At 54.8% G+C, this 23,487-nt stretch carries 19 protein-coding genes and 1 tRNA gene; 8 read left to right on the forward strand and 12 right to left on the reverse strand.

The window, feature by feature from the left end:
- The 4 genes from tuf to rpsL form a co-directional block, all read right to left on the reverse strand.
- Complete coding sequence (gene tuf, locus BLP79_RS10495) at nucleotides 1–1,176, reverse strand: elongation factor Tu (RefSeq protein WP_090218782.1); 1,176 nt, start codon at nucleotides 1,174–1,176, stop codon at nucleotides 1–3.
- Nucleotides 1,177–1,239: 63 nt separating this feature from the next.
- Nucleotides 1,240–3,357 carry an elongation factor G gene (gene fusA / locus BLP79_RS10500; protein WP_090218784.1) on the reverse strand — a complete coding sequence of 706 codons (2,118 nt, stop codon included), beginning with the start codon at nucleotides 3,355–3,357 and terminating at the stop codon, nucleotides 1,240–1,242.
- Between the two features lie 18 nt (nucleotides 3,358–3,375).
- Nucleotides 3,376–3,846, reverse strand: a complete 471-nt coding sequence (gene rpsG, locus BLP79_RS10505) for a 30S ribosomal protein S7 (protein ID WP_090218786.1) — start codon at nucleotides 3,844–3,846, stop codon at nucleotides 3,376–3,378.
- A 15-nt stretch (nucleotides 3,847–3,861) separates the two neighbouring features.
- Complete coding sequence (gene rpsL / locus BLP79_RS10510; protein ID WP_005621086.1) at nucleotides 3,862–4,233, reverse strand: 30S ribosomal protein S12; 372 nt, start codon at nucleotides 4,231–4,233, stop codon at nucleotides 3,862–3,864.
- Nucleotides 4,234–4,667: 434 nt separating this feature from the next.
- Here rpsL and BLP79_RS10515 point away from each other — a divergent pair, with 434 nt between their 5' ends.
- Complete coding sequence (locus BLP79_RS10515) at nucleotides 4,668–5,477, forward strand: putative rhamnosyl transferase (RefSeq protein ID WP_090218787.1); 810 nt, start codon at nucleotides 4,668–4,670, stop codon at nucleotides 5,475–5,477.
- Here BLP79_RS10515 and BLP79_RS10520 read toward each other — a convergent pair.
- From BLP79_RS10520 to BLP79_RS10530, 3 genes are all read right to left on the reverse strand, one after another.
- Nucleotides 5,452–6,339: a DMT family transporter gene (locus BLP79_RS10520; RefSeq protein ID WP_090218789.1), complete on the reverse strand. Its 888-nt coding sequence runs from the start codon at nucleotides 6,337–6,339 to the stop codon at nucleotides 5,452–5,454. The two genes, BLP79_RS10515 and BLP79_RS10520, sit on opposite strands and share 26 nt — an antisense overlap.
- The gene (locus tag BLP79_RS10525) at nucleotides 6,336–7,148 is read right to left on the reverse strand and encodes a glycosyltransferase (protein ID WP_090218791.1); all 813 of its coding nucleotides are present in this window, start codon (nucleotides 7,146–7,148) and stop codon (nucleotides 6,336–6,338) included. Before BLP79_RS10525 ends, BLP79_RS10520 begins: the two co-directional genes overlap by 4 nt.
- A gap of 99 nt (nucleotides 7,149–7,247) precedes the next feature.
- Nucleotides 7,248–7,334, reverse strand: a tRNA-Leu gene (locus tag BLP79_RS10530).
- 215 nt (nucleotides 7,335–7,549) lie between these two features.
- On the opposite strand from BLP79_RS10530, the gene BLP79_RS10535 reads away from it, so the two are divergent.
- Nucleotides 7,550–8,539, forward strand: a complete 990-nt coding sequence (locus BLP79_RS10535; RefSeq protein ID WP_090218793.1) for a complex I NDUFA9 subunit family protein — start codon at nucleotides 7,550–7,552, stop codon at nucleotides 8,537–8,539.
- 58 nt (nucleotides 8,540–8,597) lie between these two features.
- Here BLP79_RS10535 and BLP79_RS10540 read toward each other — a convergent pair whose 3' ends face one another.
- Nucleotides 8,598–9,404: an undecaprenyl-diphosphate phosphatase gene (locus BLP79_RS10540; RefSeq protein WP_090218795.1), complete on the reverse strand. Its 807-nt coding sequence runs from the start codon at nucleotides 9,402–9,404 to the stop codon at nucleotides 8,598–8,600.
- A gap of 223 nt (nucleotides 9,405–9,627) precedes the next feature.
- Here BLP79_RS10540 and BLP79_RS10545 point away from each other — a divergent pair, with 223 nt between their 5' ends.
- The 6 genes from BLP79_RS10545 (at nucleotide 9,628) to BLP79_RS10570 (ending at nucleotide 20,423) form a co-directional block, all read left to right on the forward strand.
- A complete protein-coding gene (locus BLP79_RS10545; RefSeq protein WP_090218796.1) occupies nucleotides 9,628–11,070 on the forward strand; it encodes an NAD(P)-dependent oxidoreductase in 1,443 nt (480 codons plus the stop codon).
- Nucleotides 11,071–11,209: 139 nt separating this feature from the next.
- Entirely contained in the window at nucleotides 11,210–15,742 is a 4,533-nt protein-coding gene (gltB, locus tag BLP79_RS10550) for a glutamate synthase large subunit (protein ID WP_090218798.1), read from the forward strand.
- 106 nt (nucleotides 15,743–15,848) lie between these two features.
- Nucleotides 15,849–16,583, forward strand: a complete 735-nt coding sequence (gene mtgA, locus BLP79_RS10555) for a monofunctional biosynthetic peptidoglycan transglycosylase (RefSeq protein ID WP_090218800.1) — start codon at nucleotides 15,849–15,851, stop codon at nucleotides 16,581–16,583.
- 69 nt (nucleotides 16,584–16,652) lie between these two features.
- Complete coding sequence (fzlA, locus tag BLP79_RS10560) at nucleotides 16,653–17,318, forward strand: FtsZ-binding protein FzlA (RefSeq protein ID WP_090218802.1); 666 nt, start codon at nucleotides 16,653–16,655, stop codon at nucleotides 17,316–17,318.
- 40 nt (nucleotides 17,319–17,358) lie between these two features.
- The gene (gene queG, locus BLP79_RS10565) at nucleotides 17,359–18,414 is read left to right on the forward strand and encodes a tRNA epoxyqueuosine(34) reductase QueG (RefSeq protein WP_090218803.1); all 1,056 of its coding nucleotides are present in this window, start codon (nucleotides 17,359–17,361) and stop codon (nucleotides 18,412–18,414) included.
- Complete coding sequence (locus BLP79_RS10570) at nucleotides 18,411–20,423, forward strand: hydantoinase/oxoprolinase N-terminal domain-containing protein (protein ID WP_090218805.1); 2,013 nt, start codon at nucleotides 18,411–18,413, stop codon at nucleotides 20,421–20,423. Before queG ends, BLP79_RS10570 begins: the two co-directional genes overlap by 4 nt.
- Before the next feature lie 32 nt (nucleotides 20,424–20,455).
- On the opposite strand, the gene msrA is transcribed toward BLP79_RS10570, so the two are convergent.
- The 4 genes from msrA to BLP79_RS10590 all read right to left on the reverse strand — a co-directional run bounded on the left by msrA (nucleotide 20,456) and on the right by BLP79_RS10590 (nucleotide 23,442).
- Nucleotides 20,456–20,968, reverse strand: a complete 513-nt coding sequence (msrA, locus tag BLP79_RS10575) for a peptide-methionine (S)-S-oxide reductase MsrA (RefSeq protein ID WP_090218806.1) — start codon at nucleotides 20,966–20,968, stop codon at nucleotides 20,456–20,458.
- Nucleotides 20,968–21,414: a peptide-methionine (R)-S-oxide reductase MsrB gene (msrB, locus tag BLP79_RS10580; RefSeq protein WP_090218808.1), complete on the reverse strand. Its 447-nt coding sequence runs from the start codon at nucleotides 21,412–21,414 to the stop codon at nucleotides 20,968–20,970. The genes msrA and msrB overlap by 1 nt, the downstream gene beginning before the upstream one ends.
- Before the next feature lie 102 nt (nucleotides 21,415–21,516).
- Entirely contained in the window at nucleotides 21,517–22,677 is a 1,161-nt protein-coding gene (locus BLP79_RS10585; RefSeq protein ID WP_408607943.1) for a class I SAM-dependent methyltransferase, read from the reverse strand.
- Between the two features lie 171 nt (nucleotides 22,678–22,848).
- Nucleotides 22,849–23,442 carry an NAD(P)H-dependent oxidoreductase gene (locus tag BLP79_RS10590; RefSeq protein WP_090218812.1) on the reverse strand — a complete coding sequence of 198 codons (594 nt, stop codon included), beginning with the start codon at nucleotides 23,440–23,442 and terminating at the stop codon, nucleotides 22,849–22,851.
- Nucleotides 23,443–23,487: the final 45 nt, after the last annotated feature.

The following is a 23,487-nucleotide window of genomic DNA, read 5'->3' on the forward strand; positions in this document are numbered from 1 at the left end:
TTACTCAGTGATTTTAGACACAACGCCCGCGCCAACGGTACGGCCGCCTTCGCGGATCGCGAAGCGCAGGCCGTTTTCCATCGCGATCGGCGCGATCAGCTCAACGTCGAACTTCAGGTTGTCGCCTGGCATTACCATTTCGGTGCCCTCAGGCAGAGTAACGGTGCCGGTGACGTCAGTGGTCCGGAAGTAGAACTGTGGACGGTAGTTCGCGAAGAACGGCGTGTGACGGCCACCTTCTTCTTTGGTCAGAATGTAGGCTTCTGCTTCGAACTTGGTGTGCGGCTGAACCGAACCTGGCTTACACAGAACCTGACCACGCTCAACGCCGTCACGGTCAACGCCGCGCAGCAGGGCGCCGATGTTGTCGCCCGCTTCGCCGGAATCCAGCAGCTTGCGGAACATTTCAACACCGGTACAGGTGGTGGTGGAAGTGTCACGGATACCAACGATTTCGATGCTGTCGCCAACATTGATCACGCCGCGCTCAACACGACCGGTCACAACGGTACCACGACCAGAGATCGAGAACACGTCTTCGATTGGCATCAGGAAGGGCTGGTCAACCGCGCGCTCAGGAGTGTCGATGTACTCATCAACAGCCGCCATCAGCTCTTTGATTTTCTCTTCGCCGATTTCTGGCTTGTCGCCTTCCATCGCCGCCAGAGCAGAACCCGCTACGATTGGAATATCGTCGCCTGGGTAGTCGTAGGAAGACAGCAGCTCGCGGATTTCCATTTCCACCAGTTCCAGCAGTTCTTCATCGTCGACCTGGTCAACTTTGTTCATGAAGACAACCATTTTGGGGATGCCAACCTGGCGACCCAGCAGGATGTGCTCACGGGTTTGGGGCATTGGGCCATCAGCTGCGTTCACAACCAGGATCGCGCCGTCCATCTGCGCCGCACCGGTGATCATGTTCTTCACGTAGTCCGCGTGACCTGGGCAGTCAACGTGGGCGTAGTGACGGCCTTCGGTTTCATACTCAACGTGCGCGGTTGAGATGGTGATGCCGCGCGCTTTTTCTTCGGGTGCGCCGTCGATCTGATCGTAAGCTTTGAAGTCACCAAAGTATTTGGTGATCGCTGCCGTCAGCGTGGTTTTACCGTGGTCAACGTGGCCGATGGTGCCGATGTTAACGTGCGGTTTCGTACGCTCAAACTTTTCCTTAGCCATGATGGCCTCCTTATATGTTGAGGCGGATGGGCACCCGTTGCCCACCCGCCAATGTCGTATCGCTTACGCGAATTTTGCCTGGATCTCGTCAGAGATGTTCTGCGGAACCGGATCGTAGTGCGAGAACTGCATGGTGAACTGGGCACGGCCAGAAGACATCGAACGCAGGGTGTTGATGTAACCGAACATGTTTGCCAGCGGTACGTTTGCGTCAATTGCAATCGCGTTACCACGTGGTTCTTGGCCTGAAACCTGACCGCGACGTGATGTCAGATCGCCGATGATACCGCCGGTGTATTCTTCGGGGGTGATCACTTCGACTTTCATCATCGGTTCCAGAAGTTTCGCGCCAGCTTTCTTCATGCCTTCACGCATGCACATACGTGCTGCGATTTCAAAGGCCAGAACGCTGGAGTCAACGTCGTGGAACTTACCGTCCAAGAGGGCAACTTTGAAGTCGATCACAGGGAAGCCAGCCAGAGGGCCGCTGTCCATGACCGAGTTGATGCCTTTTTCAACGCCGGGGATGTATTCTTTTGGAACGGCACCACCAACAATGCGGCTTTCAAACGAGTAACCTTCGCCCGCTTCTGTGGGGGAGATAACCAGTTTAACTTCACCGAACTGACCCGAACCACCCGACTGTTTCTTGTGGGTGTAAGAGTGCTCGATTTCGTGAGAGATGGTTTCACGATAGGCCACCTGAGGTGCACCAATGTTCGCTTCAACCTTGAACTCACGCTTCAGGCGATCAACCAGAATGTCGAGGTGCAGTTCGCCCATGCCTTTCATGATGGTCTGACCGGATTCCAGGTCAGTCTCAACACGGAAAGATGGATCTTCGGCTGCCAGACGCTGCAGACCCTGAGACATTTTCTCTTGGTCAGCTTTTGTCTTTGGCTCAACTGCGATCTCGATAACTGGATCGGGGAAGGTCATGGTTTCCAGAACCACAGGATCGTTCACTGCGCACAGTGTGTCACCAGTTGTGGTGTCTTTCAGACCTGCCAATGCGATGATGTCGCCAGCAAACGCTTCTGTGATCTCTTCACGGTTGTTGGAGTGCATCATCATCATACGACCGATGCGCTCTTTACGACCTTTGGTGGAGTTCAGCAGAGTGTCGCCTTTTTCCAGCTTACCGGAGTAGATGCGGGTAAAGGTCAGCGAGCCAACGAAGGGGTCGTTCATGATTTTGAACGCCAGACCAGAGAAGGCCATGTCGTCATCCGCACGACGTGCAATGTTACGCTCTTCGTTCTCGTCACCTGGTGCAAAGCCCATGTAATCAACAACGTCCAGCGGGCTGGGCAGATAGTCGATCACAGCGTTCAACAGAGGCTGAACACCTTTGTTTTTGAACGCAGAACCACCCAGAACAGGCACGAATGCCATTTCCAGAGTACCTTTGCGCAGCAACTCACGCAGCTTTTCTACAGAAGGCTCTTCGCCTTCCAGATAAGCTTCCATCGCAGCTTCGTCCATTTCGACGGCAGCTTCGATCATCTTCTCGCGCCACTCGTCGGCCATGTCCTTCAGGTCTGCGCGGATTTCACGCTTGTCCCAGGACGCGCCCAGATCTTCGCCTTCGTAAACCCATTCTTGCATGGTTACGAGGTCAATTAGACCTTCAAGTTCGGTTTCTGCACCGATCGGAATACCAACTGGCACAGCGTTTGCGCCGGTGCGGTCGATGATCATGTCAACGCAGTTGAAGAAGTCCGCGCCGATTTTGTCCATTTTGTTGACAAAAACGATACGTGGAACTTTGTAGCGGTCAGCCTGACGCCAAACGGTTTCAGTCTGAGGCTCAACACCAGCGTTTGCGTCAAGAACACAAACAGCACCGTCGAGAACCGCCAGAGAACGCTCAACTTCGATGGTGAAGTCAACGTGGCCGGGGGTGTCGATGATGTTCAGGCGGTGCTTTGGCGTGTCAGCGGTTTTACCGTCTTCGGTGCGTTCCCAGAATGTGGTGGTCGCAGCCGAAGTGATGGTGATGCCGCGTTCCTGCTCCTGCTCCATCCAGTCCATGGTGGCTGCACCATCGTGCACCTCACCGATGTTGTGGGATTTACCAGTGTAGTACAGGATACGCTCGGAGCAGGTTGTTTTACCTGCATCGATGTGCGCCATGATACCGAAGTTACGGTAGTGGTTGAGTGTATATTCGCGTGCCATTGGACGGAAGCCTCTTGATTACCAGCGATAGTGGCTGAAGGCTTTGTTTGCCTCGGCCATCTTGTGGGTGTCTTCGCGCTTTTTAACGGCAGAACCACGGCTTTGTACAGCGTCCAAAAGTTCGCCAGCCAGACGCTCTTCCATTGTGTTCTCGTTGCGACCACGGGCAGCAGAGATCAACCAGCGGATGGCCAGTGCTTCGCGGCGCTCAGGGCGAACTTCAACAGGAACCTGGTAGGTTGCACCACCCACACGACGTGAGCGAACCTCAACGGCGGGTTTTACGTTGTCCAGAGCTTCGTGGAACACTTCCACAGGAGCACGTTTGATTTTCGATTCAACACGATCAAACGCGTTGTAAACGATTTTTTCTGCAACCGACTTTTTGCCGTCGATCATCAGGTTGTTCATGAATTTGGTCAGAACGCGATCGCCAAATTTGGCGTCGGGCAGTACTTCGCGTTTCTCAGCGGCGTGACGACGTGACATATCAGCCTCTCCTTCTTACTTAGGACGCTTCGCGCCGTACTTCGAACGACGTTGTTTACGGTCTTTGACGCCCTGGGTATCCAGAACACCGCGCAGGATGTGGTAACGAACACCTGGAAGGTCTTTTACACGGCCGCCGCGGATCAGAACCACAGAGTGCTCCTGAAGGTTGTGGCTTTCACCTGGGATGTAAGAGATAACTTCGAAACCGTTGGTCAAACGAACCTTGGCAACTTTACGCATCGCCGAGTTCGGTTTCTTAGGTGTGGTGGTGTAAACGCGTGTGCAAACGCCGCGCTTTTGAGGGCACTGCTCCAAGTGCATGGACTTTGAGCGTTTTACTTTAGGCTGACGCGGCTTGCGGATCAGCTGTTGGATCGTTGGCATTCCGGTTATATCCCCGTTTGCAACATTTCGTCATGCAAGGCTTGCACCTCGCGGCTCATCTCGATCCGATGCCTGCGCAAGCAGAAAAACCGCAAACGTTGCCATTCCGAGGTCAACGTCGCGGTGGGGTGACAGAGGGGGCAGTTGAAAAAGTACCTGACCCTTGATCCACATCGGTTTTGAATTCGGCGATCAAAAGACGGACTTTTGGTGCCGGATGCGCGCGGTATAGAGAGAGTCGGACAGCTTGTCAACTTTGCGAAAAAGGCAAAGATATGCGTTCTGGCGCAGTAGAAAAATACTCGTATGGGGCACTCTTTATTTCTGACTGGAACGGGTTTTTCGCAGATCTACTGACCTGATTGCGACTTGCGCCAACTGTGCTGCGATGCCAGTTTGGCATGACAAGTTTAAAACATAGTAGAGCACTTTATATGCAAGTCATCGGCCTGTGTCGTTTTTCCTATCCCGCGCTTGGTGGCTTTCAGATCACCCATGACAGTGTTGAAGACAGAATCGCCTATCTTTATGCTGAAGAACGTTTGGAGGAACGCTTCCGCCTGCTTGAAACGGTTGCTCTGCCCTGCTTGCGAGAGCAGACACATCAGGATTTCGATCTGCTGATTGTGATCGGCACATCGTTGCCAAAACACCATCGCGACCGTTTGTATGATCTGACGGCTGATATGCCACAGGTGCAGATCATAGCAGAGCCGCCGCGCAAGCAACGTGAAGTGATGAAAGAGCTGCTCAACAAGGCGCGCCGTGATCCTTCACAGCCTTGTTTGCAATTTCGTCATGACGATGATGATGCCTTTTCAGTCGATTTCATCGAACGCCTGCGCCAGACCCTTTCTGAGTGTTCCGGGTTAGTGCAGCAGCACAAAGCGATTGCGGTGGATTTCAACAAAGGGTTTGTGGCTGAATTTGGTGCGAAAGGGATCGCAGCTAGCGAGGTTCACAGGCCCTATTATGTTGCGGCGCTTGGTATGTATGTGCAGGGCAATTGCCCTTTGACGATTATGAATTTCCATCACGAGAAAATTTTGCGGTTTATGCCGACGATTACCCTATCAGATCAGCCGATGTTTGTGCGCAGCCACAACGGATACAATGATTCAGGTGGTCACAAGGCGAGCAAACCTGTCCCGGTAGAGCCACTTACCCCTGCGCAGATCGGTGAATTTGAAGCCCGTTTCGCTATTCGTGAAGCTCAGATTAAACAGGTTTTTGCGGCCTCTTAAGGGGCTGTTTTCTGTGTTCACGGGCAAGCGTGAAGAGGCCGGCACCGACGACAACTGCGGCGCCCAAAAGCGTAAGCGCGTCTGGCCATTGCCCAAAAACGAAAAGGCCAATGATTAACGCCACCAAAAGACCTGAATAGCGAAACGGTGCGGTGAAAGACACCTCGCCTGATCGCATTGCCAGCACAGAAAACAGATATCCAGATAGGATGAACAGGGCGGCGGTTAGCAATAGTCCGGCCTGTGTTGTGGTGACAGTTTGCCAGTCCTGACCGGCGGCCATGGTGGCACCAAAGAGGGTTACGGCGATGCTTGTACAAAAGGCAAGCGACATAGAAGACATGCCTTCGGGCATTTTGCGTGTGACAATATCTCGTGCTGTGATGCACAATACGGCAAAGAGGGTGTAAAATGTGCCCTCCGCGAACCCGTCCGGCCCTGGGCGGACAATCAGCACAATACCTAAGAAGCCGATCAAGATCGCGCCCAACCGGCGCCATCCGACCGACTCACGGAATAAAACTGCAGCTGCAAGTGTGACGGTTAAAGGCAGGGCTTGCATGACGGCGGTAATATTGGCGATGGGCATCACCAAGAGGGCTGTCAGAAAGAAATAAGTGGCGGCAACCTCACACCCGCCGCGCACCAGAACAAATCCCCATTCAGCCGCATTACGTGGGTTGATCTGCTCTTTTGCCACAATAGCCAAGGCCAACAAAAGCACCGACGCGGAGGTGCCGCGCAACACAAGAATTTGCGAAAGCGGCAGCGTTACGCCGAGCAGTTTTACGATTGCATCGTTGCAGGTGTAGGCGCTCATGGCCAAGACCATAAAAAGCGCCCCTTTTTGGTTTGCGGTCATTGCAACAGATCTTTCAGATGTTCGGGGCTGAGCTTGAAATGCGTTTTCAGCTGTTTGCGTATCTCACGCGTGCTCATTTGGTGTGTTTGTCCTAGGCGCGCAACGCTTGAAAGATTGTCGCCATGCATCGTGCGTATAAAAGAGGGCGTCGAAAGATCTGAATAGACACTATAGTGTTGTGCATATCTGCGGTGATTGCGGCGATAGGGGTTGAACTTGCGCTCAACTTTGCCCACCAGTGTTGCGCCTGTAGACAAGGGGGAAGGTTCGCAAGCATCAAAAACGTCAACACCATCACTGGACTTGATGGCGTAAAAGCCGCGATTTCCGCACAATATAAAAGGCTCTTCTGTTTCTTGCACAGGGATCAGCGCTTCGGCCAGACGCCGCGTTCGTTTGATGAAATCTCGATCAACACCATCATCATCGTCCAGACGGAACAAGGCTTTGTGTGTTGCGCCGTCTAAATGCGCAAGCTCATACCCGTTCTGGATTTGATTGTAGTGCTTAATGGGCGAGGGCGCATAGCAGATCACTTGCGGATGTGGATCTATCAAAGCGAGAAGGCGTTCTAGGTAGCGCGTCGGCATCTGGTCAGATGTGAGTATCACCAATTGAAAGTTTTTATCTGATTGGCGCAACAAAGATGGTAGGCAAAGCTGTTCAAAAAGACGAAACCTCAGTTCCATCCGCTCTGTCGTAAACAGCTGCGCGATTGCATCTTCAAGAGAAGAAAAACGGCGGGTGTTGAATGTCGGACTCAGCATAGAAAACCGAACCAAGCCCACGATTTGCAGCTGTATCTTCATAATGCCAATGCCTGCTGAAAATCTATATCACGAAAAACAGCTAACGTGGCGTCTTGCAAAACGCAAACGTGAAAATTTGGCGATGTCTTGAAAGGGATATGGTGCCCAGAAGAGGACTCGAACCTCCACGTCCATACGGACACTAGCACCTGAAGCTAGCGCGTCTACCAATTCCGCCATCTGGGCACAGATGTCGTGGGGCGCTCTATACGAAGGGTTTTTATTGACGTCAAATGGAATTTTGAAGTTTTTTTAAATTCCAGAGGTTAGATCTTGTGTTCCCGGGAGCGCACAGATGAGAAAAAGCTCAGGCTTTGACCTTAATGTGAGGTGCTTTGCGCCTTGTTCCGCGCGCTCAGGGGCGGTAAATCGGTTCAACAGCTATTATTTGGAGCCAACAGATGTCCAAACTGGTCACGATCTACGGCGGATCTGGTTTTCTTGGTCGCTATATCGCGCGTCGCATGGCCAAAGAGGGCTGGCGCGTGCGTGTTGCAGTGCGTCGCCCGAATGAGGCAATGCATGTCAAACCTTATGGTGTGCCAGGGCAGGTGGAGCCTGTGTTCTGCAATATCCGTGATGATGCGTCGGTTGCAGCCGCCATGCAGGGTGCCGATGCTGTGGTGAACTGCGTGGGTGTTTTGAACGAGCTGGGCAAAAACTCTTTTGCGGCCGTTCACACAGATGGTGCTGAGCGGATTGCACGTGTGTCAGCAGCGCAGGGTGTTGCGCGTATTGTACATGTGTCAGCGATTGGCGCATCCGCGACGGGTGCAAGCGAATATGCGCGGACCAAAGCAGCGGGTGAAGCAGCCGTTCTGAAGAATCGCGCGGATGCTGTCATCCTGCGACCTTCGGTGATTTTTGGCACCGAAGACGGGTTCTTTAATCGGTTCGCTGCGATGACCCGTTTGTCGCCGGTCCTGCCAATTGCCTGCGGCGCAACCAAATTCCAACCGGTGTTTGTGGATGATGTCGCAAAGGCCGCCGTGGCGGGTATCCTGGGTGATGCAGCGTCCGGCACATATGAATTGGGCGGCCCCGAGGTAAAGAGTTTCCGCGCGCTGATGACCCAGATGCTGGAAGTGATTCACCGGCGTCGCATCGTTGTATCGCTGCCTGGACCAATCGCGGGATTGATGGCCTTTGGATTTGACCTTGTGCAAAAAGCGACGCTGCAGCTGATTGAAAATAAAACGCTGACGCGTGATCAATTGCAGAACCTGAAGTCAGACAATGTTGTATCTGAAGGGGCAAAAGGATTTGATGCGCTTGGCATTCGTCCCGTGGCCTTGGGATCGGTTTTGCCAGATTACCTATGGAAATTCCGCCCGTCTGGCCAATATGACGAGATGGTTGGATCAGCGCGCAATCTGCGGAACGATATCTAACTGATTTACGATCGGATTTATAAAAAGGCGCTGCTCTGGCGCCTTTTTCTATGTGTGGTTAGTTGGTGTAAGCTACAATCAGCAGAATACCCCCCAAAATGATGCGGTAGATCACATAAGGGGTAAAGCTGACGCTGCGCAGCAGGCGCATCATCAATGTCAGGGCGCCAAGAGCGGATACAAAGGCAAGAGCGGCGGCAATGGCTGCATCGCGCATCACGGCTGCGTTTGCCTCAACCGCCATTTCAGCCCCCAGCAAGATCCCTGAGGCAATGATTGTTGGGATCGACATCAGCATTGCAATACGTGCGCCGTCTTCGCGGGTGTATCCCAGCTGGCGTGCGCCTGTGATGGTGATGCCCGAACGCGAGGTGCCGGGGATCAAGGCCAGCATCTGCCAGAGCCCCATGATCAGCGCATCACGTATGCCCCAATCTTTGGTCTCTTTATGTGTTGGGCCCCATTGATCGGCCAGGTAGAGGACAATGCCAAAGCCAAGCATGGTCCAGCCGATCACGGTCATCGAGCGCAACATGTCGCTGAGGCCTGAAAAGTGGAGAACAGCTCCGAATATAATTGTGGGAATGGTGGCTATGATCAGCCCCAGTGCAAGCCGTGCGCCGGGTGTGTTGGCGCGACCACATATGAGTGTTGGGATGCCCTGCAGCCCTTCTCGCACGTCTTTCCAAAAATAAAGGATCACAGCAAAAAGCGTGCCGACGTGGACTGCGACATCAATGAGTTGCCCCTGATCTTCTATTCCGGTGAGAGCAGGCAGAAGAATCAGGTGCCCTGAGGAGGAGACAGGCAGGAATTCGGTAATGCCTTGAATGATCGCGACAATAAACAGATGAGCAAAAGACATGGGTAAGCCTAAAAGGAGAGGAGGAGGTAATCTATACAAGGTGTATAAGCCCTTGGCCTAAAATGGAAGTTCCGCAATAAGGTCCGATTTGGACCTAAAATATCTGTACATCCCTCTGAAACTCGTTATGAGAAGGGTAAGAATTGATCAATTAGGTCAATAATACTGACTTTATTACGCCACTCCGGCCAGTTGCCGGTGGTAGCAAAGAAGGAGGCAGCCCGTGGCCAAGCAACCGATGCTCAAATTTGTTCAAGTTGAACGCGACATGCCCGAAAAACGTACAGCACATGTACGGACTGAAGATTTCGACGAGATTTACCAAGAGTTCGCTGCTGTGAAGGCAGAAGAACAATCTTCGCGCTGCAGCCAGTGTGGTGTGCCGTATTGCCAATCACATTGCCCGTTGCACAACAATATCCCGGATTGGCTGCGTCTGACTGCAACTGGCCGTCTGGAAGAGGCTTATGCGACCTCACAGGCAACAAACACCTTTCCTGAAATCTGTGGCCGTATTTGCCCGCAGGACCGTCTGTGTGAAGGCAATTGTGTGATCGAACAGTCTGGCCATGGTACCGTGACCATTGGCGCGGTTGAAAAATACATCACCGATACGGCCTGGGAAAAGGGCTGGGTGAAAGCCAATGCGCCTTTGGCGGAACGCAGCGAATCTGTGGGGATCATTGGGGCCGGCCCTGGCGGTTTGGCAGCTGCGGATATGCTGCGCAAAGCTGGCGTACAAGTCACCGTATATGATCGTTATGACCGCGCGGGTGGCTTGCTGACCTACGGTATTCCGGGCTTTAAGCTGGAAAAAGACGTAGTGATGCGCCGCAATCAGCTGCTGGCAGATGGCGGTGTGACCTTTGTGATGAACTGTAACATCGGCGAAGATATCGCGTTTGAAGAGATCCGCGCGAAACATGATGCCGTGATCATCGCAACCGGTGTGTATAAATCGCGTGACCTTGATATGCCGGGGTCTGGTGCCACAGGCATTGTAAAAGCTATTGATTTTCTGACGGTTGCCAACAAGGCGTCGAACTTTGGCGATAGCATCGCGGAATTTGAAGATGGCACGTTGAACGCTGACGGCAAAAAAGTCGTGGTAATCGGTGGCGGTGATACTGCGATGGACTGCGTGCGCACCTCTATCCGTCAGGGTGCGACCTCGGTAAAATGTCTTTATCGTCGTGACCGGGCCAATATGCCCGGTTCGCAGCGGGAAACCCAGAACGCTGAAGAAGAAGGCGTGGTGTTTGAATGGTTGTCTGCGCCGAAAGCGTTTACCGATACGGACGGCAAAGTGTCTGGCGTGATGGTGCAGAAAATGCGCCTGGGCCAGCCGGATGCTTCTGGTCGCCAAGCGCCTGAACTTATTGAAGGTGCGGATTACTTGGAAGAGGCAGATCTGGTGATCAAGGCGCTGGGCTTCTCTCCTGAAGATTTGCCAACCCTTTGGAACCAGCCCGAGCTGCCGGTGACACGTTGGGGTACGATCAAGGCGCAACATCTAACGGGCGCCACCGAAATGGACGGCGTTTATGCCGTGGGCGACATTGTGCGGGGGGCATCGCTGGTGGTTTGGGCCATCAAAGATGGCCGCGATTGCGCCGAAGCGATCCTTGAAAAGTTCAACGCCAAGGGCGCCGTGGCTGCCGAATAAGCCAGATTTCAAGGGGGGTGCTATTTGTGCACCGGGCGTGCACCGCCTGTGCAGCGCAGCGGCCTCCCCCTTTTTTCGAATTGGTCAGACAGAGTGACCTAAAGAACAGCAATGTTGCCTCTGAAGAAGGAAACAGCCAATGACAAAATATGATGCAGAATGGGCCCGCGCTGAGGAAGCAAAGCGCAAGTGGATGTCTGAAAACGGGCTTTATGGTGAAGAGGAAGAGCACTCTTCCTGTGGTGTGGGGCTTGTCGTATCCGTCGATGGCCAAAAAAGCCGCAAAGTGGTTGAAGCGGGCATCGACGCGCTGAAAGCGATCTGGCACCGCGGCGCTGTGGATGCGGATGGGAAAACCGGCGATGGCGCGGGCATCCACGTGCAGATCCCGGTTCCGTTTTTCTATGATCAGATCAAACGCACAGGCCATGAACCACGGCAGGATGAATTGGTTGCGGTTGGTCAGGTGTTTTTGCCGCGTACCGATTTTGGCGCGCAGGAGACCTGCCGGACCATCGTCGAAACCGAAATTCTGCGCATGGGCTATTTTATCTACGGCTGGCGTCACGTGCCGGTGGATGTGTCCTGTCTGGGAGACAAGGCCAACGCGACCCGGCCCGAGATTGAACAAATCCTGATTTCAAACTCCAAAGGCGTTGATGAAGAGACTTTTGAGCGCGAGTTGTATGTGATCCGCCGCCGGATTGAAAAAGCGGCTGCGGCGGCGCAGGTGGGTGAATTGTATATCGCGTCTCTGTCCTGCCGGTCGATCATCTATAAAGGCATGATGCTGGCGGAACAGGTTGCGGTGTTTTACCCCGATCTGATGGACACGCGTTTTGAAAGCGCCTTTGCGATTTATCACCAGCGCTATTCCACCAACACATTCCCACAATGGTGGTTGGCGCAGCCATTCCGCATGTTGGCGCACAATGGTGAGATCAACACGCTGAAAGGCAACATCAACTGGATGAAGAGCCATGAAATTCGCATGGCCTCGGGTACCTTTGGCGATTACGCAGAGGATATCAAACCCATCATCGCAGGTGGATCATCTGATTCAGCGGCGCTGGATTCGGTGTTTGAGGTTCTGGTGCGCGCAGGCCGGTCTGCGCCGATGGCGAAAACCATGTTGGTGCCGGAAAGCTGGTCCAAACAGGCGTTGGAACTGCCCAAGGCCTGGCGGGACATGTATTCCTATTGCAACTCTGTGATGGAGCCTTGGGATGGCCCTGCTGCATTGGCTATGACCGATGGGCGCTGGGTGTGTGCGGGTCTGGACCGCAACGGTTTGCGCCCCATGCGCTATGTGGTGACGGGTGATGGTCTGGTGATTGCGGGATCTGAGGCGGGCATGGTGCCAATCGATGAGGCGTCTGTGGTGGAAAAAGGCGCGCTTGGCCCCGGTCAGATGCTGGCTGTGGACATGAAAAAAGGCAAGCTGTTCCACGACACCGAAATCAAAGACAAACTGGCGCGCGCGCTGCCGTTTGGCGACTGGGTGGGCAAGATTGCTGATCTGGACGACACGCTGAGCGGCGTGACCGAGGCGCCGCTGTTTAAAGGAGAGGACCTGCGTCGCCGTCAGGTTGCGGCAGGCTATACCATTGAAGAGCTGGAGCAAATCCTGTCTCCGATGGCGGAAGATGGCAAAGAAAGCCTTGCATCAATGGGAGATGATACGCCCTCGGCTGTGTTGTCGAAAATGTATCGCCCGTTGAGCCACTTCTTTAGACAGAACTTTAGCCAGGTGACCAACCCACCGATCGACAGTTTGCGGGAATACCGCGTGATGTCGCTGAAAACGCGGTTTGGAAACCTGAAGAACGTTCTGGATGAAGACAGCAGCCAGACCGAGATTATCGTTCTGGAAAGCCCCTTTGTGGGCAATGCGCAATGGGACAAGCTGGTCGCGCAGTTCAATGCGCCTTTGGCGGAAATCGATTGTAGCTTTGAACCGGGCCAAGGCGCGCTGCGCGTTGCGTTGGACCGTGTGCGGGCCGAGGCCGAAGAGGCTGTGCGCTCTGGTGCGGGGCATATTGTGCTGACGGATCAGTATTCAGACGCGGGCAAAGTCGCGATGCCGATGATTCTTGCGACCTCAGCTGTGCATAGCCATCTGACGCGCAAAGGTTTGCGGACCTTCTGCTCGTTGAATGTGCGGTCTGCGGAATGTGTGGACCCCCATTATTTCGCGGTACTGATTGGCTGTGGTGCAACGGTTGTAAACGCCTATCTGGCTGAGGATTCGCTGGCGGATCGGATTAACCGTGGCCTGTTGGACGGCACGCTGACTGAAAACGTAGCGCGTTACCGTGAGGCGATTGATCAGGGTCTTCTGAAAATCATGGCGAAGATGGGGATCTCGGTTGTTTCCTCATATCGCGGTGGTTTGAATTTTGAAGCAGTTGGTCTGTCGCGCGCGATGTGCGCGGAATTCTTCCCGGGTATGACCAGTCGGATTTCCGGTATTGGTGTCACGGGTATTCAACAAAAGGCCGAAGAAATTCACGCCAAAGGTTGGTCCACAGCTGAAGGCGTGCTGCCGATTGGTGGCTTCTACAAGGCGCGTAAATCTGGCGAGACCCACGCCTGGGAAGCGTCATCCATGCATATGATGCAGATGGCCTGTAATCGTGCCTCTTATGAGATGTGGAAACAGTATTCAGCCAAGATGCAATCAAACCCGCCGATCCATTTGCGGGACTTGCTGCACATCAAACCTTTGGGCGAAGCGGTGCCGCTGGAAGAGGTAGAATCGATCACGTCGATCCGCAAACGGTTTGTGACGCCGGGCATGTCGCTGGGCGCGTTGAGCCCCGAGGCGCACAAAACCCTTAACGTTGCGATGAACCGTATTGGTGCAAAATCAGATTCAGGTGAGGGCGGCGAAGATCCGGCGCATTTCCACCCTGAATCCAATGGCGATAACCCATCTGCAAAGATCAAACAGGTGGCGTCGGGTCGCTTTGGGGTGACTGCGGAATATCTGAACCAGTGTGAAGAGCTGGAAATCAAGGTGGCACAGGGTGCAAAACCCGGTGAGGGTGGCCAGCTGCCAGGCATGAAGGTCACAGATCTGATTGCGCGCCTGCGCCATTCGACCAAAGGTGTGACGCTGATTTCACCGCCGCCGCACCACGACATCTATTCGATCGAGGATCTGGCGCAGCTGATCTACGACCTGAAGCAGATCAACCCACGTTGTAAGGTGACCGTGAAGCTGGTTGCTGCATCCGGCGTTGGCACCATTGCGGCAGGTGTGGCCAAGGCTGAGGCCGACGTGATCCTGATTTCAGGTCACAACGGTGGGACTGGCGCGTCGCCTGCAACGTCGATCAAATATTGTGGTCTGCCATGGGAGATGGGCCTGACTGAGGCGCATCAGGTTCTGGCGATGAACAATCTGCGGGATCGTGTGACCCTGCGCACCGATGGCGGATTGCGCACCGGGCGTGATATTGTGATGGCTGCGATGCTGGGGGCCGAGGAATATGGCATTGGCACTGCCGCGCTGATTGCGATGGGCTGTATCATGGTGCGTCAATGCCAGTCCAACACTTGCCCGGTTGGGGTCTGTACCCAAGACGAGGACTTGCGCGGCAAGTTTACCGGCAACGCAGATAAGGTTGTAAACCTGATCACCTTCTATGCGCAGGAAGTGCGTGAGATTCTGGCGTCGATCGGCGCGCGGAGCTTGGATGATGTGATTGGCCGTGCGGATCTTTTGGCACAGGTTTCACGTGGATCAGCGCATCTGGACGATCTGGACCTGAACCCGATGTTGATCACCGTCGATGGCGCGCATGACATTGTTTACAATCGTGATCGTGACCGGAACGAAGTGCCAGACACGCTGGACGCAGAAATCGTGCGCGATGCGGCGCGGTTCCTGAAAGATGGTGAAAAGATGCAGCTGTCTTATGCGGTGCAAAACACGCATCGGACAGTGGGTACCCGCACGTCTAGCCATATCGTGCAGAACTTTGGCATGCGCAACACGCTGCAGCAGGATCATCTGACGGTGAAACTGCAGGGATCAGCAGGGCAGGCGCTGGGCGCGTTTGCGGCTCCGGGGTTGAAGCTGGAAGTGTCGGGTGATGCAAACGACTATGTGGGTAAAGGCCTGTCTGGTGGTTTCATCACAGTGCGCCCGCAGCAGGTCAGCCCGCTGAACGCTTCGGAAAATACCATTATCGGCAATACCGTGCTTTATGGTGCAACTGATGGCTATCTGTTTGCAGCGGGCCGCGCAGGCGAGCGTTTTGCCGTGCGAAATTCCGGTGCCAAGGTGGTGATCGAGGGCTGTGGTTCCAACGGGTGTGAATACATGACCGGCGGTATTGCAGTGATCCTTGGATCTATTGGTGCAAACTTTGGCGCGGGCATGACCGGTGGGATGGCGTATCTGTATGATCCTGACGGCGAGGCTGAAGCGATGATGAACATGGAAAGCCTGGTGATCTGCCCGGTGACTGTGGCGCATTGGGAAGGCCAGTTGAAAGGCCTGATTGAGCAGCATCTGGCAGAAACCCGCAGCCGCAAAGCGGCGGATATTCTGCAGCACTGGGACACTGAAAAGAGCAAATTTGTTCAAGTGTGTCCAAAAGAGATGCTGAATAAATTGCCGCATCCAATCGCCCACGAGGCAGCGGCAATCCCGGCTGAGTAAGCAAATATTACTTTATCCCCAACTGGCCCGCAGGTGTTTCACTTGCGGGTTTTTTTCGTGTGAATGTTCTCTTGGTGATCCGTGAGAGGCTGGATTATAGAGAGATATGGCAAAAGCAAAAAAACGGCCCAAGGGCAAAGAGGCAGGGAAAAAGAGCAAGCGCGGATTTCACCCGATCCGTTGGCTGCGGCGCTGGCTGATGCGCGCAGTTTTGGGGATGGTGGCGTTTGTTTTGTGCTTGGTTGTGCTGTTTTCGGTGGTCAACCCACCAACAACCCATACCATCTGGTCTGAAAAACGGCGTTTGGGGGATGTGGACCGCGAATGGGTGCCGATTGAGGATGTTGCGCCTGTGATGGCGCGTGCGATTGTCGCGGCTGAGGATGCCAATTACTGCACGCATTGGGGGTTTGATGTCGCTGCCATTCGGGCGGCCATTGAAGGGGGCCGTAAACGCGGCGGTTCTACCCTATCGCAGCAGGTCGTGAAAAATGTGTTTTTGTGGCAAGAGCGCAGCTGGCTGCGCAAGGCGCTTGAAACATTGCTGACGCCCGCGGTGGAAGCGGTTTGGAGCAAAAAGCGCATCCTTGAAGTCTATATGAATGTGGCTGAGATGGATGAAGGTGTGTTTGGCGTCGAAGCGGGATCACGGAAATATTTTAGTGTGGGCCCGGATGAGCTCTCTGCGCGTCAGGCGTCGCTTTTGGCGGCTGTTTTGCCCAATCCAAAGGGGCGATCTGCCGCAAACCCCAGTAAAACCCTTGCAAAGCGCGCCGAACGCATTCGTGACGGCGCGGCTACGATCCGCGCAGATGGCAGATCAGCCTGTTTCGAGGATTGAAGTTTCTGACAGCATTGGGCATGTCAGGGAGATCATTGCTTTCCACCGATTTGGAGTCTGCGTTCCCCGATGGCCCGCTTGTATCATGTCCCTCTTTCTCCGTTTTGCCGTAAGGTGCGTCTGTCTTTGGCAGAGAAAAAAATTGAGGTTGAGCTGATAGAAGAGCGGTATTGGGAACAAGACCCGGATTTCCTGCGTCGCAATCCAGCGGCAAAAATTCCTGTGCTGCGTCTTGATGGGATCATGATGTCAGAAAGTGCTGCGATTTGTGAGTATCTGGAAGACACGCGCCCTGAACCCCCTTTGATGCCTGCAGATCCTGAGGCCCGGTTTGAGGTGCGCCGCCTGATCAGCTGGTTTGATGATAAGTTTCATCACGAGGTGACTTCAAAACTGCTGTATGAGCGGGTGAACAAAAAGGTCACGGGGGAAGGCTATCCCGACAGTAAGAATGTGAAAGCAGGCGCCAAGGCGATCAAATATCATCTGGATTATATGGCGTGGCTGCTGGATCATCGCCGTTGGTTGGCGGGCGATGTGATGACGCTGGCGGATTTTGCCGCGGCGGCGCATCTGTCTTGTCTTGATTATATCTCGGATGTGGATTGGAACCGCTCGGCTGCGGTAAAAGACTGGTATGCCAAGATCAAATCGCGGCCAGCCTTTCGCTCTATCCTTGCGGATCAGATTTCCGGCTTCCGTCCGCCCGCGCATTATGCCGATCTAGACTTCTGATCGCTTGCGAGACGGTCTGCTGCGCCTTAGGTAGCAGGGCATGACGGATACAGCAGATCTAAAAACGCGCCTTATTGAACAGGCTTTGGCGGAAGGCTTTGTGGCTTGTCGGATCTGCCGCCCGTGGGACGTGCCAGAGGTGCCGGGCCGCTTGCAGGCGTTTTTGGATGCGGGCTATCACGGTCAGATGGGATGGATGGCTGATCGCACGGCTTGGCGCGGAGATCCGGCACAGCTGTGGCCTGAGGCGCGATCGGTTATCATGCTGGCGGAAAGCTACACGCCGGATGCAGATCCGATGGCGGTGGTTGGCCAATCCGATCTAGGCGCGATTTCGGTTTATGCGCGCAACAAGGACTATCATGATCTGGTCAAGAAACGGCTGAAACGGTTGGCGCGCTGGTTGATTGCTGAAACAGGTGATGACACGGCGGTCAAAGTGTTTGTCGATACTGCGCCGGTCCCGGAAAAGCCGCTGGCGCAGGCAGCCGGGCTGGGATGGCAGGGGAAACATACCAATCTGGTGAGCCGTGATTTTGGCAATTGGGCCTTTATAGGGTCTGTTTTTACCACGCTGGAGCTGCCTGCAGATACGCGTGAGCGGGATCATTGCGGATCGTGCCGCTCTTGTCTGACAGCCTGTCCGACAGATGCATTTCCTGCGCCCTATCAGCTGGATGCGCGGCGCTGCATTTCCTATTTGACGATTGAACACAAAGGTCCGGTTGATATGGATCTGCGCAGCAAGTTGGGCAATCGGATTTACGGCTGTGACGATTGTCTGGCGGCCTGTCCATGGAATAAATTTGCGGTTGCGGCCAGTGATCTGCGCTACGGCGCACGCGAAGAGCTGAACGCGCCGAAACTTGTTGAATTGGCCGCGCTGGATGATGCGGGATTTCGCGCGTTCTTTTCTGGCTCACCCATAAAACGGATCGGGCGGGATCGATTTGTGCGCAATGTCATGTATGCGATTGGGAATTCTGGTGATGCCAGCCTGTGCCCCGCTGCGCAAGATTTGGTAGAAGATCCAGATCCCACAGTGGCCGAGGCGGCGCGCTGGGCCGTGGACCGCTTGCAGGGAGATGTGACATGACGCTTGCCTTGGGGGTGGACACGGGTGGCACCTATACGGATGCGGTTTTAATTCGGGATGAAGCTGAGGTGATCGCAAGCGCCAAAGCGCTGACCACGCGCCATGATTTGGCGGAAGGGATCGCCGCGGCTGTGCGTGCTGTTTTACAGGCTTCAGGTGTGGATCCACGCCAGATCAGCCTGGCGTCCTTGTCCACCACATTGGCGACCAATGCCTTGGTCGAAGGGCAGGGCGGCCGCGTGGCGTTGATCTATATTGGCTTTGCCGCTGAAGATCTTGCGCGCCATGGGCTGGAAGAGGCGTTGAAAGGCGATCCCGTTCTGGTGATGGCGGGGGGGCATAGCCATTCCGGGGAGGAGGCCGCCCCTTTGGATCTGCAGGCGTTGGATGCGTTCTTGTACGACCATGGCACAAGTGTCAGCGGGTTTGCCATAGCCAGCCTGTTTGCAACGCGCAATCCCGCCCATGAACAGGTTGTTGCGGCGCATATTCGTAAGGTCGTTGACCGGCCGGTGACGTGTTCCCATCATCTATCAGCCAAGCTGAATGGACCAAAACGGGCGGTGACGGCGGTGTTGAATGCGCGCCTGATTGGGATGATTGATGGGCTGATCAACCGCGCAGAAACCTGTTTGCAGGCACTGGGTATAAGGGCACCTATGATGGTGGTGCGCGGGGATGGGGCCCTGATGCAGGGGGCTGAGGCGCGCAGGCGTCCGATTGAAACCATCCTGAGCGGCCCTGCCGCATCGGTTGTTGGCGCGCGGTGGTTGACGGGGTGTGAGACAGCGCTGGTCAGTGACATTGGCGGCACCACCACAGATGTGGCGCTGATCCGTGGGGGCAGGCCTGCGATTGATCCGGCGGGCGCAACGGTGGGCGGATTTAACACCATGGTCGAGGCCGTGGCGATGCGCACCACGGGGCTTGGCGGTGACAGTCAGGTGCACGCGGTGACCAGCGGCTTGCAGGGCGGCGTGACGCTTGGCCCGCGCCGGGTGTTGCCGATTGCGCTGGTGGCCGAAGTTGCGCCTGATGTGGTGCACGGTGTCTTGGATCGTGCATTGAATGCGCCGATTCTGGGCGAATATGATGGCATGTTTGCCAAAGCAGCCCTCACTGGTGGTGTGGATGGTTTGGCCCCACGCGAAATGGCTGTGTTTGATCGGATCGGTACGGATGTTGTACCGCTTGGCAGGGTGCTGCGCACGCGTCTGGATCAAAGCGCACTGCAGAAACTGATTGCGCGCGGGCTGGTGCAGATCGCGTCGGTCACGCCGTCAGATGCGGCGCATCTTTTGGGGCGTACATCTGAATGGGATGGGGCGGCGGCCGAGAAGGCGCTGGCCGTGATGGCGCGTCGCCGCATTGGCAGTGGTGCGCGTCTGGCCCCAGATGCTGAAACCTTGTCCCAGATGATTGTAGATCAACTGACCCGACAAACGGCGCAGGCGCTTTTGGAAGCGGCCTTTGCCGAAGAGGCTGCGGTTTTTGGGCAAACGCCTGCAGAATTAGCGCAGCATGTTTTGATGCAAAAAGGGCTTTCAAAGCACCGAGGGATTTTGGCGTTTGACGCTGGGCTAAACGTGGATGTGGTGGGGCTCGGCGCTTCTGCGGCCTGCTATTATCCCGCTGTGGGCCGCCATTTGAATTGCAAGATGATCTTGCCGGAACATGCGGGGGTGGCCAATGCGATTGGGGCGGTTGTGGGGCGTTTGACAGAACGGCGAAGCGGCACGGTGTCGGTTCTGAGTGAAGGCGTATATCGCGCCCATATCGCAGAGCGCCCGCAGGATTTTACATCCTCAGAGGCCGCACTGGCGGCGCTGGAAACAGCCCTGAGCCTTGAGGTAAAAGCAGCGCTGGGCGGGCAGGGTGTTTCAGATGTGACGATTTCGCCTGTGCGGGACATTCGAACCGCCGAGGTCGAAAACCAAGTTGTTTTTGTAGAAGGAACGGTGACGGTTGAGGCCACCGCAAGACCGCGTGTGGCCTCTGACGCAGGATAGCACAAGCGGTTCTGGCCTGTGCCAAGCTTTGTTTATTCTGCGGCTTCGCGTTTGGGCAGAACCCAATCTGGCCGCGCAAAATGGCAAGTATAGCCATTGGGCAGACGTTGCAGGTAATCCTGATGTTCTGGTTCGGCCTCCCAGAAATCGCTGACGGGCTCCAGCTCGGTTACGACTTTGCCGGGCCATAGACCTGAGGCATCGACATCCGCAATTGTGTCTTGGGCGGTGGCTTTTTGCGCCTCATCCACATAATAGATAGCAGAACGATAGCTCATGCCACGGTCGTTGCCCTGACGGTTCACTGTGGATGGGTCGTGGATCTGAAAGAAAAATTCCAGCAGCTTGCGGAATGAGGTTTGAGTGGGATCAAAGATGATCTCGATCCCTTCGGCATGGGTGCCGTGGTTTTTGTAGGTCGCATTGGGGACATCACCGCCTGTGTAGCCGACGCGGGTTGATGTGACGCCGGGGAGGGCGCGGATCAGCTCTTGCATGCCCCAGAAACATCCCCCTGCAAGAACAGCGCGTTCATGTGTGCTCATCAGTGTTCCTCCACTTGGTCGATATAAGCGCCGTAGCCCTCGGCCTCCATGTCTGCCAATGGAATGAACCGAAGGGCGGCTGAGTTGATGCAATAGCGTAAACCACCCTGATCACGGGGACCATCAGGAAAGACATGGCCCAGGTGGCTGTCACCATGGGTGGATCGCACTTCGGTGCGGATCATGCCCAGGGTGCGATCTTCGATTTCGGTGACATGGGCGACCTCGATGGGTTTGGTAAAGCTGGGCCAGCCACAACCGGATTCGTATTTTGAGGAAGAGGCAAATAGCGGCTCACCAGATACGATGTCTACGTAAAGGCCTATCTCTTTGTTGTTCAGCAATTTGCCGGTGCCGGGGCGTTCGGTGCCGGCGTTCTGCGTGACATAGAACTCTTCTTCGGAGAGGGCTGCGATTGCAGCTGGATCTTTTGTGTAACGCGTCATTGCGGGACCCCTTGTTATGATCTTTCGTCTCTAAATGGGGGTTTTAGAGCAATAATCAAAGGGAAATGTCGCGCAGCCTGTTGGTTTGGCTGCGCGCAGTGGTCAATTGTGATGAGAGGGGCGAGATGGCGCAGCCTGTGCCTGTGACCAAATCGCGGCGTCTTCGGGCAGATCTTTTGACAGGTTGGGCTCTGTCTCTGCCCAATCTTTCTGCACCCACAGCACTGCGCCGTCTGATGTGGCGTGCTGCAAGGTATTTTCATGCAAAGCAAGGCTGAGCGCGGAGGTGTCATGTTGTGCGGTGACACGCATCATGTCGCCGGGCTGCACCCGTTTTGGCTGATCCAACAGAAAGGCTGTGCGTCCCCAATGGCCATCTGATCCCAGATCATTGGTGACTGAAATGCCGGGGGCAAGCTCCATCTCAAAGGAGACGCAGACGGCGTGGAATTTCCCGGTGCGGGTGATCAATACATCTGCGCTTTGGCGAGCGGATTCCAAGCTTGGGCGGGTGAAATCAAAGCCAAACAGATCCACTGCAGGACCAAGCGCGCGCAGATTATAGGTGGCACAATCATTTGGTGTGATTTGCGCAACCTTGGCAAAGCGGTGGAAGGCGGAGAGATCAAAGCCTTCTGCCTGCTGAGGCCGCATTTGATGCGCCAACCGGTGGCTTTCAACGGGCTGGACCATCAATCTCCCACGTTCGGGGATGGTGCGCGCACCGGGTTTTGCGAGGGCTGCCATAGCATGGGTGAGCGTGGCCAAAGCCCCTTCGCCCAGCAACATGGTATCGACAATTTCCGACAGCACGACATCTGCAGGTTCAGGCATGTCAGTGCCGATCACAATTTCATGCGACCATTTTGACAAAACAGTAATGCGATCGCTGAGCCCATTGTCCGCAATAACCTTGCGTGCGGCCTGAGCAATCAGGGGCTGTTGTTCACAGGTATAGACGTGTTTTGCGCCTGCACGCGCGGCCATCATCGCGGTTAAACCCGCACCACAGCCAATATCAAGAACGATGTCACCGGGGCGTACTTTGGCCTGAATGGCGGCGGTATAGGCTTCGTTTCGGGCGGTGTCAGCCATCATCGGATAATGCCAGCGTGGTACAAAAGAATGATGCAGGCGGTCCTGCAAGAGCTGAGCTTCGTGGTGGCTTGGATCTAATGTTAGAGCCTGTTTCAATAGATTTGCGGTCGCGATGCCGCCATCTTCTAAGGATTGTGATTTGGCCAATTGGACAAGTGTTTCCACATCTTGCGCTGTTGGTTCTGAATGAGCGCAAGAGGCATTGGGTATTCTAATTTGAGGCAACTTCTGTTTTCCCTGAGTTCTGAGCAAATGCGTTTGTGGACTATTCATGGTAGCGTTCTAAGAATTGGTAAAACCCCGGCGGAATAACGCAGGTGTGAAGGTAAATGCTTCTTAATCTTGAATGAATTTGCCTATGTTTTTGCCTGTGCGAAAGCTGGTCGCAAGCAGGGTCTGGCGTCGGTCATCAGACCCTTTTGCGCCGCACAGAAGCTCTAACTTGCGCGGGGTGCAACCGAAATAGCCAAACGTGCCTTTGAACCATATCGTTTCAAGTGCAGAGCGATAGCCTTTGGTCTCGAGCTCATCAGATCGTGAGCCTGCGGGAACCAGAAGGACAGTTGGCCGTGGTTTCAGAAGGGAGGCGTTGGGATCAGACAATTGATTATAGGCCCAGTCCCATTGAAACACCCGATCCATCCATCCCTTGGTCATTGCTGGCATCCCCCACCAGTACAGAGGGAAGACAAAGCAGAGCGCATCAGCTCGGGTGATCCGGTTTTGTTCGCGGTGCAGGGCTGCTTGGGCAGGGTGGTCTGGATCGGGGGTGATATCGCTTTGCCGCCAGACCGGATCAAACCCTTCAGCATGTAAATCCGCACATTCGGTTGTATGCCCGGCGGTTTTGGCTCCAGCCATGAAACGCTGTGCTACAGCGGCGCTAAAGGAATTTGGGTTTGGGTGATCCAGAATGGTCAGAACGTGCATCAATGGTCTCCATGTGAACGATGTGGTCAGATGGCGTCTTGTTTG

It is taken from the genome of Epibacterium ulvae (assembly GCF_900102795.1).
Lineage (GTDB): Bacteria > Pseudomonadota > Alphaproteobacteria > Rhodobacterales > Rhodobacteraceae > Epibacterium > Epibacterium ulvae.